The sequence below is a fragment of the Agrobacterium tumefaciens genome (genome assembly GCF_013337285.1).
In the GTDB taxonomy this organism is placed as follows: Bacteria; Pseudomonadota; Alphaproteobacteria; order Rhizobiales; family Rhizobiaceae; genus Agrobacterium; species Agrobacterium burrii.
In genome coordinates this window covers 920,181-934,441 of the sequence record NZ_SUPW01000001.1, presented here as the reverse complement: position 1 = coordinate 934,441, position 14,261 = coordinate 920,181, and the positions used below count along the sequence as shown (strand labels likewise).

Annotated in this window: 14 protein-coding genes; 6 read left to right on the top strand and 8 right to left on the bottom strand. The window is 59.9% G+C overall.

Annotated elements, in window-relative coordinates:
* Positions 1 to 68 precede the first annotated feature (68 nt).
* Both FCH38_RS04570 and FCH38_RS04565 read left to right on the top strand, forming a co-directional pair.
* Entirely contained in the window at positions 69 to 260 is a 192-nt protein-coding gene (locus FCH38_RS04570; RefSeq protein WP_046798516.1) for a CsbD family protein, read from the top strand.
* Positions 261 to 428: 168 nt separating this feature from the next.
* Complete coding sequence (locus FCH38_RS04565; RefSeq protein ID WP_174372968.1) at positions 429 to 1,523, top strand: zinc-binding metallopeptidase family protein; 1,095 nt, start codon at positions 429 to 431, stop codon at positions 1,521 to 1,523.
* Between the two features lie 189 nt (positions 1,524 to 1,712).
* Here FCH38_RS04565 and FCH38_RS04560 read toward each other — a convergent pair whose 3' ends face one another.
* Genes FCH38_RS04560 through thrC form a run of 4 tightly spaced genes read right to left on the bottom strand, consistent with a single transcriptional unit; the run spans position 1,713 to position 7,974 of the window.
* Positions 1,713 to 4,628, bottom strand: a complete 2,916-nt coding sequence (locus FCH38_RS04560) for a sensor domain-containing phosphodiesterase (protein ID WP_174372967.1) — start codon at positions 4,626 to 4,628, stop codon at positions 1,713 to 1,715.
* Positions 4,625 to 5,224, bottom strand: coding sequence for a GNAT family N-acetyltransferase (locus FCH38_RS04555; protein ID WP_149898744.1), 600 nt, complete (start codon positions 5,222 to 5,224; stop codon positions 4,625 to 4,627). Before FCH38_RS04555 ends, FCH38_RS04560 begins: the two co-directional genes overlap by 4 nt.
* A gap of 32 nt (positions 5,225 to 5,256) precedes the next feature.
* Positions 5,257 to 6,555, bottom strand: a complete 1,299-nt coding sequence (locus FCH38_RS04550; protein ID WP_149899014.1) for a M16 family metallopeptidase — start codon at positions 6,553 to 6,555, stop codon at positions 5,257 to 5,259.
* Between the two features lie 21 nt (positions 6,556 to 6,576).
* Entirely contained in the window at positions 6,577 to 7,974 is a 1,398-nt protein-coding gene (gene thrC, locus FCH38_RS04545; protein WP_174372966.1) for a threonine synthase, read from the bottom strand.
* Positions 7,975 to 8,238: 264 nt separating this feature from the next.
* On the opposite strand from thrC, the gene FCH38_RS04540 reads away from it, so the two are divergent.
* Positions 8,239 to 8,778 (top strand): PilZ domain-containing protein, encoded by a 540-nt coding sequence (locus tag FCH38_RS04540; RefSeq protein ID WP_153514139.1) that lies wholly within the window; start codon positions 8,239 to 8,241, stop codon positions 8,776 to 8,778.
* Between the two features lie 72 nt (positions 8,779 to 8,850).
* On the opposite strand, the gene FCH38_RS04535 is transcribed toward FCH38_RS04540, so the two are convergent.
* From FCH38_RS04535 to FCH38_RS04525, 3 genes are all read right to left on the bottom strand, one after another.
* Complete coding sequence (locus FCH38_RS04535; RefSeq protein ID WP_174372965.1) at positions 8,851 to 9,165, bottom strand: BrnA antitoxin family protein; 315 nt, start codon at positions 9,163 to 9,165, stop codon at positions 8,851 to 8,853.
* Positions 9,144 to 9,422, bottom strand: a complete 279-nt coding sequence (locus FCH38_RS04530; RefSeq protein WP_174372964.1) for a BrnT family toxin — start codon at positions 9,420 to 9,422, stop codon at positions 9,144 to 9,146. The genes FCH38_RS04535 and FCH38_RS04530 overlap by 22 nt, the downstream gene beginning before the upstream one ends.
* A gap of 71 nt (positions 9,423 to 9,493) precedes the next feature.
* A complete protein-coding gene (locus FCH38_RS04525) occupies positions 9,494 to 10,183 on the bottom strand; it encodes an HAD family hydrolase (protein WP_174372963.1) in 690 nt (229 codons plus the stop codon).
* A 221-nt stretch (positions 10,184 to 10,404) separates the two neighbouring features.
* Here FCH38_RS04525 and FCH38_RS04520 point away from each other — a divergent pair, with 221 nt between their 5' ends.
* Positions 10,405 to 11,085, top strand: coding sequence for a GntR family transcriptional regulator (locus tag FCH38_RS04520; protein ID WP_174372962.1), 681 nt, complete (start codon positions 10,405 to 10,407; stop codon positions 11,083 to 11,085).
* A 45-nt stretch (positions 11,086 to 11,130) separates the two neighbouring features.
* Positions 11,131 to 11,592 carry a DUF1284 domain-containing protein gene (locus FCH38_RS04515; RefSeq protein WP_174373132.1) on the top strand — a complete coding sequence of 154 codons (462 nt, stop codon included), beginning with the start codon at positions 11,131 to 11,133 and terminating at the stop codon, positions 11,590 to 11,592.
* Here FCH38_RS04515 and FCH38_RS04510 read toward each other — a convergent pair.
* Positions 11,552 to 12,652, bottom strand: a complete 1,101-nt coding sequence (locus FCH38_RS04510) for a hypothetical protein (protein WP_174372961.1) — start codon at positions 12,650 to 12,652, stop codon at positions 11,552 to 11,554. The genes FCH38_RS04515 and FCH38_RS04510 overlap by 41 nt on opposite strands.
* Positions 12,653 to 12,886: 234 nt before the next feature.
* Here FCH38_RS04510 and FCH38_RS04505 point away from each other — a divergent pair, with 234 nt between their 5' ends.
* A complete protein-coding gene (locus tag FCH38_RS04505; RefSeq protein WP_149898750.1) occupies positions 12,887 to 14,032 on the top strand; it encodes a site-specific DNA-methyltransferase in 1,146 nt (381 codons plus the stop codon).
* The last annotated feature ends 229 nt before the right edge of the window (positions 14,033 to 14,261 follow it).

The window sequence follows — 14,261 nt, the reverse complement described above, 5'->3', positions numbered from 1 at the left end:
TCCTGCCCCCTCACGTTAGTCACCCGGAAAGCCGCACAGACAGTACGGCTCAACCAGGGAGCAGTAAGATGGGTAGCACATCAGACAAGATTTCCGGTACGGCAAACGAAGTTGCCGGTAAGGTCAAGAAGAGCGTCGGTGAAGCCACCGGCAATAACGAGCTGCGCGCCAAGGGTGCCGCTCAGGAAACCAAGGGCAAGGTACAAAAGAGCGTCGGCAAGGCCAAGGATGCCGTCAAGGGCGCTGTCGACCGGATGTAATGCCGGCTGACGGTCTTCCGCCTCTGAAACGATGCGGCGCTCGGAGCGCATGTGTTATTGCACATGCGCTCTTGTCGTATGGGGCCGGAACGATGGGTTTGTTACCTCGTTCACAGTGACACCGTATGTTTGTTCTCACCCAACTGATCCATCGCAAGGGTTTCATCAATGAGACTTTTCTCCTGCGCATCCTGCGGCCAGCCGGTTCATTTCGACAATCGTTTCTGCGTCGCCTGCGGCCACCGCCTTGCCTTCGTGCCCGAGCGCCTTTCCATGGAAGCGCTGGCGCCGGCCGGCGAACCGAACTGGCAGATTGTCGCGGAGCCGCAAAAACAGGTGCGTTTCTGCGCCAATGAAGTGAACGGCATCTGCAATTGGGCGGTGCCGGCGCAAAGCGACAGCGCCTTCTGCCCGGCCTGCAGCCATAATCGTCTGGTGCCGGACATTGCGACAGAGCAGGGGATCGAACAGTGGCGTCGCATCAGCCAGGCGCAGCGGCATCTGTTTTATTCGATCCTGCGGCTCGGCCTGCCACATCCCAACCGTGATGTTGATCCAGCCGGTGGACTTGTCTTCGACTTTCTGGTCGATGAGGTGGCGCCCGATGGGTCCGTCATTCCGGCGATGACCGGGCATGATGAGGGCCTGATCGCCATCCGCGCCGCGGAAGCCGACGATGTGACGCGCGAGCAGGTGCGTGCCAACATGAATGAGCCGTATCGAACCCTGCTTGGCCACTTCCGCCATGAGGTCGGGCATTTCATCTGGAACAAGCTGGTGCGTGATGCGAACCGGCTGGAGGCCTGCCGAGCGGTGTTTGGTGATGACCGCGAGGACTACGGCGCGGCGTTGCAACGCAATTACGAACAGGGGCCGCGCCCCGACTGGCAGGAGACGTTCATAAGCTCGTATGCCTCCGTCCACCCCTGGGAAGATTTTGCCGAATGTTTCGCCCACTACCTTCATATCGTTGATACGCTCGAGACCGCCCGCGCCTTCGGCGTCGCGATCGATCCTGACGGGCATGAGGAAATGGCAGCCGAGGTCACGTTCGATCCCTATAAGGCCCGCAGCGCCGCGCAACTGGTCAAGGCATGGATCCCGCTCAGCGTCGCCATCAATTCCATCCAGCGCAGCATGGGGGAGGCGGACCTCTATCCCTTCGTGCTGACGCCGCCGGTGGTGGCTAAGATGGAATTCATTCACGACCTGCTGCATGGGAAGGTGGCCGCGGATGCGCAGTATGGGGCGATGGTTCAGTGAAGATTTGGCACGTGGCTATAAAGATCCAAGACTTTTGAGGAGAAGGAATAATCTTTCCTCCGTCATCCTCGTGCTTGTCCCGAGGATCTGCCAACGGTCATTTTAGGATGCGTGATTAGATCCTCGGGACAAGCCCGAGGGATGACGTCGCGTTCGTCTAAAGCAGGTCGCATTGCCCCTGCTATCCCCTCACGAAGCCCGTTTCGTCGGCTGGAAACGCTCGCGAAGCTGCTTCAGCGCCGCATCGCCGGAAACGGGCGTGCCGAACATGAAGCTTTGCCCAAAATGGCAATTCATGCGTGCCAGTTCCGCCGCATCCTCAGGCGTTTCAATGCCTTCCGCCACGACCTGCATGTCGAGCGCCCGCGCCATGGCGATGACCGAGCGCAACAGCACGTTGCGCTTGTCGCTGGTATTGGCCACCAGCGCCTTGTCGAGCTTGATGGTGTCGAAGGGGAAACGGGTGAGATAGGCAAGCGACGAATAGCCGGTGCCGAAATCGTCCATGGCAAGGCTGAGGCCGGTTTCCTTCAGCTTGGAAAGCACCAGCCGGGCCTGTTCCGGGTTCTCCATGACAACCGATTCCGTCAGTTCCAGCTTCAGCTGTTGCGGATTGCAGCGGGTGCGCGTCAGCATGCTGCGCACATCGTTGTACAATTCATTGTTCAGCAATTGCGCGCTGGAAATATTGACGGAAATGAAGATCGGCATCTTCTCGATGGCGTGCTGCCAGTCCATCAGGTCGGTTGCTGCCCGCTCCAGCGCGAACATGCCGAGCGGTTCGATCAGGCCGGAGGCTTCCGCGATGGGGATGAACTCGCTCGGCGGAATATTGCCGCGCTTGGGGTGCTCCCAGCGCATCAGCGCCTCGAAACCGGCCAACTCGCCATCATCAAGCTTGACGATCGGCTGGTAGGCCAGCGACAACTCCTTGCGCTCGATGGCGCGGCGCAGGTCGCTTTCCATCTGCAGGCGGTCGGTGCCTGATGTGCGGAAAGCGGGGCGGAACGGCTCGACGCGGTTGCCGCCGGCGCGCTTGGCGCGGTACATGGCCAGTTCGGCGTCGCTCAGAAGACCAGCCGCACTTTCCTGCTGGTCGATCCACGAGACGAGGCCGATGGAGGCGGTGAGGATGATTTCGCGATTGGCGAAATTGATCGGCACCATGATCGCCTTGTTCACCGCATCGGCAAAATCGGCCACACGCTGCGGATCACGTTCGGAGGTCAGGATCAGACCGAATTCATCGCCGCCGAGACGCGCCAGCGTATCCTGCGGTTTCAGCAGGCGGCGCAGACGCCGTGTCAGTGCAATGAGGATATTGTCGCCGGCAGCAATCCCCAGCGTATCGTTGACCAGCTTGTAACGGTCGATATCGATGGCCATCACGGTCGGGCGCACGGCCTCGCTATCGGGCGAGAGATTGAGGATCGATTGCAGGCGGTCGAGGAACACCTGCCGGTTCGGAAGCCCGGTCAGATTGTCGTTCATCGCATCCTGCAACAGCCGCTCGACCGAATTCTTCTGCTCGGTAATATCAGTAATAGTGCCGACGCAGCGGATGATTTCGCCGTTGGAGCCGAGTACCGGGCGGGCGCGGATTTGCAGCCAGTGGAAATGTCCGTCTTCGGCGCGAATGCGGAATTCGTGGTTGAGACGGCCCTTGCGATGGTCGAGCAGCACGTCGAGCGTCGCCTTGAACCGGTCGCGATCGTCAGGATGCAGGCGCGGCAACCAGTTGCGCGCGGCGCCATGCATGGTGCCGGGCTCCAGCCCCAGCCGGTTGGAAATGTCAGGCGTGGTGACGATGCGGTCGCGCGTCACATCCCAGTCCCACACGGTATCGCCGCTGCCGGTCAAGGCGAGAGATTGCCGTTCGAGATCGGAGAACAGGCCCTGCTGATAGGCGCTGCCGGCAAAGGCGTGCTGGATGACGGTAAAGCCGATCAGAAGCACGATCAGCACCAGCCCGCCGCCGAGCGCCGGCTGCACGATGTCATTGTCCAGCTGCCCCGTCACCGTCAGCCAACCGCCGAACAGCCAGACGAGGATCAACGCCCATGATGGAACCAGGAGAATGGCCCGGTCATATTTGTTGAAACCGAGATAGATGATGAGCGCGATGCCGGCCGTTGCGGTCAGCGCAAAGGACACGCGGGCAATGCCGGAGGCAACCGAAGGATCGTAGATGGCGACGCCGAACAGCAGCGCCAGACCCACCACCCAGGCAAATGTCGCATAACCCAGATGCGCATGCCAGCGGTTGAGGTTGAGATAGGTGAAGAGGAAGACCACGAAGCTGGAGGCGAGCGCGACTTCCGCGCCCGCCCTCCATATTCGCTGATCGCTCGAGGTGACGGTGATGAGCTTTTCGAGAAAGCCGAAATCGACGCAGATATAGGCGAGAACCGCCCAGGCGAGTGCGGCCGACGCCGGCAGTACCGAGGTTCCCTTGACGACGAACAGGATGGTCAAAAGCACGGCCAGCAGGCCGGCGATGCCAAGCACGATACCGCGATAAAGCGTAAAGGCGTTGATCGTGTCCTTGTAGGCTTCCGGCTCCCACAGATAGATCTGCGGCAGCTGCGGCGTCGAAAGCTCGGCGACGAAGGTGATGACGGAGCCGGGGTTGAGCGTGATGCGGAACACGTCGGCATCCGGGCTTGGCTGTCGGTCGAGCGCGAAGCCTTCGCTCGGCGTAATCGCGATGATGCGCTGCGAGCCGAGATCGGGCCAGAACAGCTTGGAGTTCACCAGACGGAAATGCGGTGCGACGATGACGCGCTCCAGCTGCTCCTCGGAGACGTTGGCAAGCGCAAACACCGCCCAGTCGCCCTGGTGGTCGGTGGAGCTGGCGCGCACCTCGATGCGGCGGCGGATGCCGTCGGGGCCGGGCGCGGTCGAGACCTGAAAGGCCTCACCCTGATTGGCGTAGATATCGGTGGTGGCGGTGAGATCAAGCGCCGTGTCGTCGCGGGAAATCTTCACCGGCTCGAAGGCGTAGGAATAGGAAGAGAAAAGCAGGAACAGCAGGAAAAACGGTACAGCCAGCGCAATTGCCGCCAGACGTTTCGTGAGGCATTGCTCAGGATGAATGTAGGTCATGTATCGTACTTCGTTCCGCCGGAGCTTTGCTGGTCGGCAAGAAGGGAAAACATCATATGATCCCGCCATTGGCCATTGATTTTCAGATATTCCCGCAAGAGGCCTTCCCGCTGGAAACCGGCATTTTCGAGAAGCCGGATGCTTTTGAAGTTTTCCGGAATACAGGCTGCCTCGATACGGTGCAACTGAAGTCCGTTAAAGATGTATGGTATTACCAATTTTAATGCGGCAGACATATGGCCTCGTGCCGCGTGGCGCTCGCCCACCCAGTAGCCGATCATGCAGCTCTGCGCAGCGCCCCGGCGAATGTATCCGATGGTGATGCCGCCGACGAGCAGCGTCTCTTTTTCGAACAGCAGAAACGAGACGGCGGTGCCGGAGGAAAATTCCTGCCCGTTGCGCACCACGCGCGTGCGGTAGGAGCCTTCCGTCAGTTCATCCGGCCGCCACGTGGGTTCCCACGGCTGGAGAAACTGCCGGCTTTCGGAGCGCAGCACGTGCCATTGCCTGAAATCGCTGTAGCGCGGCAGTCTGAGAAGATAGTCGGCGCTGCGCAGTTCGGGCGTGTCGCTATGTCGGGAAAGAAAACGCAGCATTCACCATCCCTGTGCGGAAGAAACCGCCATTCTCAGCCGTTCGCCTTTATCCTTGCAGGCTGCTGCGCGGAAAGCGCGGCAGTGATGTCTGAAAGAGGCGGCAGATGTTCGAGCGGGCCAATTGCGGACAATGTCGGAACTGTATCGAAAAACAGCCGTCCCGCAAGATCGGTCAGGCGTTCGCGCGTGATGTCGTTCAGGCGCTCCATCATCTCCTCATTGGGGATGGGCCGGCCGTAAAGCATCATCTGCCGGGCCATCTGGCCGGCGCGGGCGGCGGGGCTTTCCTGTCCCATCAGCAATTGTGCACGGATTTGCGCGCGGGCGCGGTCGATTTCTTCCTGATGGATGGTTTGGGAAGACTTGCGCAACTCGTCAACGATGACGGGCATCAGTTCCGGCAGGTCGTTGCCGCCGGTCGCCGCATGCACGCCGAAGATGCCGGTATCGGAAAAACCCCAATGGAAGGCATAAACGGAATAACAAAGGCCGCGCGCCTCGCGCACTTCCTGGAAGAGGCGCGATGACATGCCGCCGCCGAGAATATTGGCCAGAATCTGCGAACAATAAAAATCACGGGCGTGATAGGCCTTGCCCTCGAAACCGAGCAGCACCTGGGCGTCCATCAGGTCTCGGGTCTCACGGATTTCGCCGCCGGTATAGATCGCCTTTTCCATGACGGGTGTTGCTGCCGGAACGAGCGGCAGCGAGGCAAAACGCTCTTCCACCTGCTTCACGAAGCTTTCGTGATCGACAGCGCCTGCCGCGACAACGAAGATGCGGTCCGTCGTATAATTGCGGGCAAGATAATGCCGGATCTGACCACTGGTGAAGGATTGAACGGTTTCCGGCGTGCCGAGGATCGGCCGACCAATGGTCTGGTCGCGATAGGCGACACCGGAGAAATTATCGAAGATCACGTCATCAGGCGTATCGGTCGCAGCGCCGATTTCCTGGAGGATGACGTTTTTCTCGCGCTCCAGCTCGTCTTCGTCGAAGAGCGATTCCGTCAGGATATCGGCAAGGATATCGACGGCGAGCGGGACGTGGTCTTTCAGGACCCGGGCGTAGTAGGAGGTTGTTTCCGTCGATGTCGCCGCGTTGACTTCGCCGCCGACATTTTCGATTTCTTCGGCGATCTGCCTTGCGGTGCGGCGTGCCGTGCCCTTGAAGGCCATATGTTCGAGAAGATGGGCGATGCCGTGTTCGGCAGTCGTCTCGTTGCGGGACCCGGATTTGATCCACACCCCAAGAGCAACGCTTTCGAGATGCGGCATTCTCTCCGTCACAACGGTCAACCCGGACGAAAGCCGGGTCACATTAACTCTCATACTCAACGTCTTTCCGCGTCTCTATTTGCCGGCGCGTGCATGTTGGCCGATGAAGGTTTCCACGGCTTTCAGCTCTGCGTCCAGAATGTCGAAACGCTCCTCCCGGTTCATAATGTCAGCTAGCCATACTGGAAGCGCAGGCTCGATTGCGCAAGCGGATTTTACAGCCGCCGGGAATTTAGCCGGGTGCGCGGTAGACAGAACCACCATCGGGCTGGAGGCCTTTTCGTGCTTTGCTGCCACGAAAACGCCGGTCGCCGTATGCGGGTCGATCAGGTATCCGGTTTTCTCAAGCGTCTCACGGATCGTCGCCGCCACCTGCTTTTCGGTGGCGCGGCCGGCGCGGAAATCTCGTCTGATGAATTTCAGGGCCGCCGGCGGAATTTCAAACGCGCCGGACTGCTTCAGGCCGTCCATCGACGCCTTTACCGCAGCGGAATCACGGCCATAGGCTTCAAACAGCAACCGCTCGAAGTTGGACGAGATCTGGATGTCCATTGAGGGCGAGGTGGTGGGCTGCACACCGCGCATCTCGTAACGGCCTGTTTTCAGCGTGCGCGCCAGAATGTCGTTGTCATTGGTGGCGATGACGAGCTTGTCGATCGGCAGGCCCATCTTCTTGGCGACGTAACCGGCGAAGATATCGCCGAAATTGCCGGTCGGAACGGTGAAGGAAATCTTCCGGTCCGGCCCACCGAGCGACAGCGACGCGGTGAAATAATAAACCACCTGCGCCATGATGCGCGCCCAGTTGATGGAGTTGACGCCGGAAAGCTTCACGCCATCGCGGAACTTCACGTCGTTGAACATGTCTTTGACCAGCGTCTGGCAATCGTCGAAATTACCGTTGATCGCCAGCGCATGCACGTTGGAAGCGGTGGACGTCGTCATCTGGCGCTGCTGCACCGGCGAGACCTTGCCGTTCGGGAAAAGGATGAAAATGTCGGTGCGCTCACGGCCGGCAAAGGCGTCGATCGCCGCGCCGCCGGTATCGCCGGAGGTTGCGCCGACAATGGTGGCGCGCTCGCCGCGTTCAGTCAGCGTGTAATCCATCAACCGGGCGAGAAGCTGCATCGCCACGTCCTTGAAGGCGAGCGTGGTGCCGTGGAAAAGCTCCAGCACGAAGGTGTTCGGGCCGGTCTGCGTCAGCGGCACGACGGCAGGGTGGCGGAAGGTCGAATAGGCATCGTCGATCATCGCCTTGAACTTGTCTGCCGGAATTTCGCCGCCGGTGAAACGGTAGAGAACCTCGAAGGCGACGTCCTGATAGGATTTGCCGCGCAGGTTGCGGATTTCCTTTTTCGACATGGAAGGCCATTCGCGCGGCACGTAAAGCCCGCCATCACGGCCAAGGCCCGCCAGAAGCGCGTCGCAGAAACCAAGCGAAGGGGCCGCACCCCGGGTCGATACATATTTCACGAGATAGTCCCTTGTCCTTACCGTTCTTACCGGCGTCTTTATCGGCAGCGTCTCACGGAAATGAGGCGATTGGCGAGGTCATGAACGGCTTTTTTGAAAATTCAAGCAAAACCGAACATGCCAATCGATTTTTTCCGGCGTCGCTGCTATAGACCATCGCCAACCTGCGTGAAAGGTCAATAAACAGCGTCTCCGGTTCGGTTCCGGGACAATGGAGAGGGAATTAGAAGAGTGTCAGGGAATTTCTTGCGTTTGTCCGCCGCGATGTCGCTTCTCGCCGTCGTTGCAGGGTGCAATTCTTCCAATCCAGCGGACTCGCTTGCCATCAACCCTCCGGCGGCGCAGGCCAATGCCGTTGCCCCGGTGGTGCAGGCCAATTGCCCGACGGTCACGGTTCTCGACGCCAGCGCCGTCCACCGCGTTTATGCCGGCGGCGCCAAGGACGATCCGCAGAAACTCGTCTATCAGGTTTCGCTCTCCGACACGACGCGTTCGTGCAGCGCCAACGAATCGACGCTGACGGTCAACGTGCTGGCGCAGGGTCGCCTCGTTCCCGGCCCCATGGCCAAGCCCGGCCGCGTGACGGTTCCCATCCGCGTGACGGTGAAAGATGGTGACGGCGAAATCTACGGCGAAACGACCAATTTCGCCATCGATGTCCCGGCAGGTCAGGCCGGCACTCAGTTCATCTTCAACAATGACCACGTTGCCATTCCCAATGGCCCGGGCGGCGCGCCGAAGTCGGTCAGCGTCTATATCGGCTTCGGCGGCGAGAGCGCCAAGGCAAAGACCAAGCGCCGGTGATTTGACGGGCTAGATGAAAAAAACCGGAGGCTGCTTCTGCAGGCTCCGGTTTTCTGTTGAGTGGCAACGAATTTAAATGCCTGCTGCCTTTCGTAAGGCCTCATTGATGCGGCTTTGCCATCCTTTGCCACTGTTACGAAAACGCTCCACCACGTCTTCATCGAGGCGCAGCGTCACCTGTTTCTTTGGTTTATCTACCGGCGGGCGGCCACGTGTCTTTCGGTATTCATTAATTGCTTCAAAAAAAGCGGGCGGCAAAACGTCCCGGGCAGGACGCGTATTGGCGAGTTCCTCTTCCGTCATTTCCGGAAAATCGACCGCGTTCCAGTCCGCTTCGGTATAGCCGCGTCCGGGTTTGAATTCTTTCAGTTTTGCAGCTTTTGCCATGGCAACATCCTTCTTTCCTGGGAGCTCGCCCGACGGAAGCTGATGATGGATATCGCTTCTGTTCCGACAGTCGCAAAAACAACGGCCACAGTCCCGTTCCGGAAATGTCCTATCGCTTTGAAGCGCGAACTTCCCGATTCGGCCAAGCTTTTCTCGATGATGGCGTTCTCCCAGTCAAAGCCATCGATATCTGCAAAGTCGAAGCCGTGCTTCTCGATATTGGCGAGCCTCTTGGGCTCGTCCCATATGATTTTCATGAATTAATGTAGCTACATTTATTGAAAGATCAATGTAGCCACTCAAATCATGAAAGAAGCGCTTTCACAACTCAAAAAGCGCCTTCCCATTCCGCCATCGCCGCAATCACGGCCGGTAGGTCCTGCATGCGCGAAATCACCGTTTCCGCGCCTGCATCGGTCAGCCGGTCGGCATGGCTCGGATAGGTGTGGGATGCGCCGGTAAAGCCGATGACGCGCATGCCGGCGGCTTTCGCGCCGTGGATGCCGTGCACGGAATCCTCGATGACGACGACGCGGTCGGGGGAGACGCCGAACTGGGCCGCGCCATGCAGGAAAATGTCCGGCTTCGGCTTCACACGATCAGCGCCGAGGTCCTTGGCGGAATAGATATGCGGCGCGAAATAGGGCTTCAGGCCCACCTTCGTCAGCATCATGTCGAGGCGGGCGCTGGAGGAATTCGAGCAGATGCAGCGCGGCGTGGTCAGGCGCGACAGCGCGAACTTGACGCCCTCGATGATCTTCACATCGCGTTCCAGCCGCGCATCGAGCAGCTTTTCCGACTTGTCGAGGAGGGAGGCGGACAGCGGAATGCTGGCTTCCTTTTCCACCTGCAAAAGGATGTTTTTCCAGGTCATGCCGGCAAAGCGCTCGCCCATTTCCTCGACGGAGATCGGATAACCGGCCTCGGTCAAAAGGCGGGATTCCACCTGTGCCGCGATGATTTCGGAATCGACCAGAACGCCGTCGCAGTCGAAAATAATGAGGTCGAAGCCGCTCATGGGCGCTCCCTGTATCGAATTTGCTTGGAAAAGTGATGCCGGGCTTTTAGACCATGTCCGCGCCAAGCTCAACCGGCTCACCCGCAAGGGTCGGTCCCATCAGGCTCATAGCTTGATCCGGCTTCAGCAAGTGCCTGTACGGCTTTAAATATTCGCTGTTGCTTATTTCCGGCGTGCAAAAACCGCTACACAGTCTCGCGCCATATGCGTTATGGGATATTATGCCCAAGCCAGTGAAATCACGACCTGAAGACACCATTGCCGCACGCATCAGCCGCACGCTCGCCGAGCGCATCGTTCGCGGTGAGCTGTCGCCGGGCGAACGCCTGCGGCAGGATCATATCGCCGCCGAATTCGGCGCGTCGCATGTGCCGGTGCGCGAAGCGTTCCGCAGGCTGGAAGCGCAGGGTCTGGCCGCCAGCATTCCGCGCCGGGGTGTCAGGGTCGCGGATTTCGGCCTTGAGGATGTGCGCGAGGTGGCGGAAATGCGCGCAGCCCTTGAGGTTCTGGCGCTGCGCCACGCCATTCCCAACATGACCCCTGCCATTCTCGATCAGGCCGAGGCCGCAACGCTCGAAGGCGACAGCGCCGTCGATGTGCAGCACTGGGAAGAGGCCAACCGCCGCTTCCACCGGCTCATCACCGCGCCCTGCAACATGCCGCGCCTGATGGAAGCGATCGACGGTCTGCATGCGGCAAGCGCCCGCTTCCTGTTTTCCGCCTGGCGGGCCGGCTGGGAGCGCCGCACCGATACCGACCACCGGGCGATCATCGACGCGCTGCGCGGTGGCAGGGCGGAGGAGGCGGTGCGCATTCTCGACGGACATGTGCAATGGATCGGCCGCAAGGCGATCCGCACCTCGTCCGGCTCGGTGCGCGACGCCTTCGCGATTGTCGGATAGGCGGTGGCTGTGACTGTCCGCCTTCGCCCCCACCACCTTCTCTGCATGCTGACCTATGTGGGCAAAGGCTACACGTCCGGCTTCGTCGAAAATTACGACCGTGTCGCCGCCCGCCTGAATGCGGGCGAAGAGGATATCGAACTGGTGGACGGACCGGATGATATCTGCACCGGCCTGCTCTGCGAAAGCCATGCCCACTGTTTCAACGAGGGTGTGGTGCAGCGGGACGAGGCGGCCCGGCTTTCGGTTTCGGCGCTTCTGGGCGAGACGCTCGCCCCCGGAAAACGGCTGCGGGCGACACCGGACTTTCTGGCGAAAATGCGTCTCGCTTTCGCCGCCGGAGATATCCGGCAGGCCTGTCGCGGTTGCCAGTGGATCAGATTGTGCGACCGCATCGCGGCGTCAGGGTTCGCCGGCGTAAAAATCGGCGAGCCGCCAGCGCGCCCGGCCGGGAAGCGGCTTGCACCTACTCCGCCACATTCGTCTCGGTTCTCTCGGCGGCCTTGACCGTCGCCTTGATTTCCTTGGGGTCGCGGCCGGATTTCTTGTCGTAGCTCACCTTTACCGAATAGTCGCCGGGATGCAGGGTTTCCTGATGCTGTGTGCCGTAGCGGCCGGAAATTTCCTTCTGCGTGCCCTGAAGGTCTTTGGTCGTCTCGACGATATCGATCCGCTCCGCGCCCGGAGCCGTGATCGCCAGAACGCCCGCATCGAGGTTGATGGTGATCTCGGACCGCTTTCCGGCGGTCACGGTGAATGGCTGCTCCACCGTCACCTTGCCGAGACGGGCGCGCATCACGAAATCGCCGGCGGGCATTTCCATCATCTTACCGGTGCCGTAAGTCCCGTTGATGGTCTGGCGCGTGCCATCAAGCGTTTCCTTGGCCGACATCGCCTCAAAACGGATCTCGTCCGTTTCAACAGCTTTGCCGTCCTGCGCATAAACCGCCCTGGCTACCACCACGCCACTGGGGATGACAAGCTCGTGGCTGATCGTCTCGCCCGCCTTGACGGCAAGTGTTTCCTGCGCCTTTGCCGGGCCGATGCTGCCAGTGAGAACAATCTCGCCCGCCGGCACGAAGACCGCATTCTGGCCGTAGACGCTATCCCTAAAATCCCCCTTGGTGATTTCGGTTTTCGCCTGGCTTTCCACATCGCCATCAGGGCTGCGTTTCGGTACGACAGTCAGTTCCGCCGCATCGAAATTAACCTTCGGTCTTGCAATGCTCCCGTCCTTCACCTCGAAGGCAATTTCGCGGGTGACATTGCCCAGCGCCGCCACGCCGACATATTTGCCGGCCGGCAGCTTCGCCTCGAAGGTGGCGTCATAGGAGCCCCCGGCATTCTCATCGGTGCGCGCTCCGGCCCGGTCCGCCTTGTAGAAATCCCAACGCACCTTGTTGCTGTTTCCAAGCGAAGGGCCGCCATCGAACAGTATCGCATCCGTCACCACGTTAAATTGCGCCGTCGGCGCCTGCGCCCGCAATGGCGACGGCAGCGCCGCAACGACAAGCGCAGCGCATACGATATGTGCGGAAAAACAAGCCATTTTCATCATCGACCCCATTGCGGATCACCCCTTGCGATTGCCTTCTTCCTGAAGCGCAGAACAGCGCGACAGACTAACCCGTTGTGCACAACGTTTTCGTGCCGCTTCGGGTTCCCCGCCCGCCGCCGCAAATCCCACCTGTCAGCGTCAAAAGCTATTTATTTTGCGTTTTCCGTGACTTGTTCAGGCTTTGATAACCATCTTCGGTAACCATAAGCGTCAGTAGAGAGTAAGCGTATGGAGCGAGTACCAATGGCAGCAGTTTTTCCGCTGGCCGATTTTCGGCGTGCCGGTTTTGATCGTGCGGGCGAGAGTGACGCCTGGAAAGACAGCATCATCAAAGGTGATTGTGTCGCTGCCTTGGATGCCCTCCCGAGCCAGTCGGTGGATGCGATTTTCGCCGATCCGCCCTATAATCTCCAGCTTGGCGGCACGCTGCATCGGCCCGATCAGTCGCTGGTCGATGCTGTCGATGACGAATGGGACCAGTTCGCCTCCTTCGAGGCCTATGATGCGTTTACCCGCGCCTGGCTGCTCGCCTGCCGCCGCGTACTGAAACCCAATGGCACCATCTGGGTCATCGGCTCCTATCACAATATCTTCCGCGTCGGCTCCATGCTCCAGAACCTCGATTTCTGGATCCTCAACGATATCGTCTGGCGCAAGACCAACCCCATGCCCAATTTCAAGGGCCGCCGTTTCCAGAATGCCCATGAGACGATGATCTGGGCCAGCCGCGATCCGAAAGCCAAGGGATATACCTTCAACTACGACGCCCTGAAGGCCTCCAACGACGATGTGCAGATGCGCTCCGACTGGCTGTTCCCCATCTGCAGCGGCCATGAGCGGCTGAAGGGTGACGACGGCAAGAAGGTGCATCCCACCCAGAAGCCGGAAGCCTTGCTGGCGCGCATCATCATGGCGTCCACCAAGCCGGGTGACATCGTGCTCGACCCGTTCTTCGGTTCCGGCACCACGGGTGCTGTTGCAAAACGTCTTGGCCGCCACTTCGTCGGCATCGAGCGCGAACAGGATTATATCGACGCGGCCTCTGCCCGCATCGCCGCCGTCGAACCGCTCGGCAAGGCGGAACTGACCGTCATGACGGGCAAGAAGGCTGAGCCGCGCGTTGCCTTCAACACGCTGGTGGAAAGCGGCCTCGTCCGTCCCGGCCAGGTTCTGACGGATGCAAAGCGCCGTTATAGCGCCATTATTCGTGCCGATGGTACTTTGGCATCCGGCGGGACTGCCGGCTCCATTCACCGCCTCGGCGCGAAGGTGCAGGGTCTCGACGCATGCAACGGATGGACATTCTGGCATTTCGAGGACGGCGACGAATTGAAGCCGATCGACGATTTGAGAACCATCATCCGCAGTGAAATGGCAAAGGCCGAATAGTCAAAAGCCTTGGAGGCTGGAGACGGACGATCCACCGCCCGCCCTTGTCAGAATACGTCTCCGTCCGGTTTAGTACCTTCAGTCCCGGATGGAGAACGACCAAAGCCCGGCACCTCGGTGTCGGGCTTTGGTATTTTCGAATATATTATTTTAGCCAGACAAGTTTCGCGCAAGAGACGGCCCATACTGTCTTGATCAAAGCAGTGGTTGTGAAAATCCGGTTCGGACA